At 67.4% G+C, this 448-nt stretch carries 1 pseudogene; it reads right to left on the bottom strand.

The window, feature by feature from the left end:
* Positions 1-53: 53 nt before the first annotated feature.
* Positions 54-448 (bottom strand): annotated as a pseudogene (locus AC2JF9_RS09280) (hypothetical protein); the annotation flags it as partial.

The following is a 448-nucleotide window of genomic DNA, read 5'->3' as shown; positions in this document are numbered from 1 at the left end:
CGACATCGACGACCTGGCGGAGAGGAATACCCACGGAGCTTCTCTCGCTTCTCTCACGCGCTCGCAAGCGCCGGAGCGGTATCCGGGATGCGGAGCACTTGGGGGAGGTTGAAGGTGATGTTCTCCTCGGTCCCGTCGAGGACCGAGACCTCGAGCGGGCCGAGGCGGCGCAAGGCGTCGATGACGCTGTCGACCAGGACTTCCGGCGCGGAAGCGCCAGCGGTCAGGCCGACGCGCTCCACGCCTTCGAGCCATTTCGGATCGACCTCGCTGCCGTCGTTCACCAGGTAGGACGGAACGCCCGCCTCCTCGCCGACATCGCGCAGGCGGTTCGAGTTGGAGGAGTTGCGGGCCCCGACGACCAGCAGGACATCGACGAGCTTGATGAGGTCCCGCACCGCCGCCTGCCGGTTCTGCGTGGCGTAGCAGATGTCCTTGGTGTCCGGGC

The organism is Lactobacillus sp. C449L, assembly GCF_059900815.1.
This window is presented reverse-complemented; position numbering and strand designations above follow the sequence as displayed.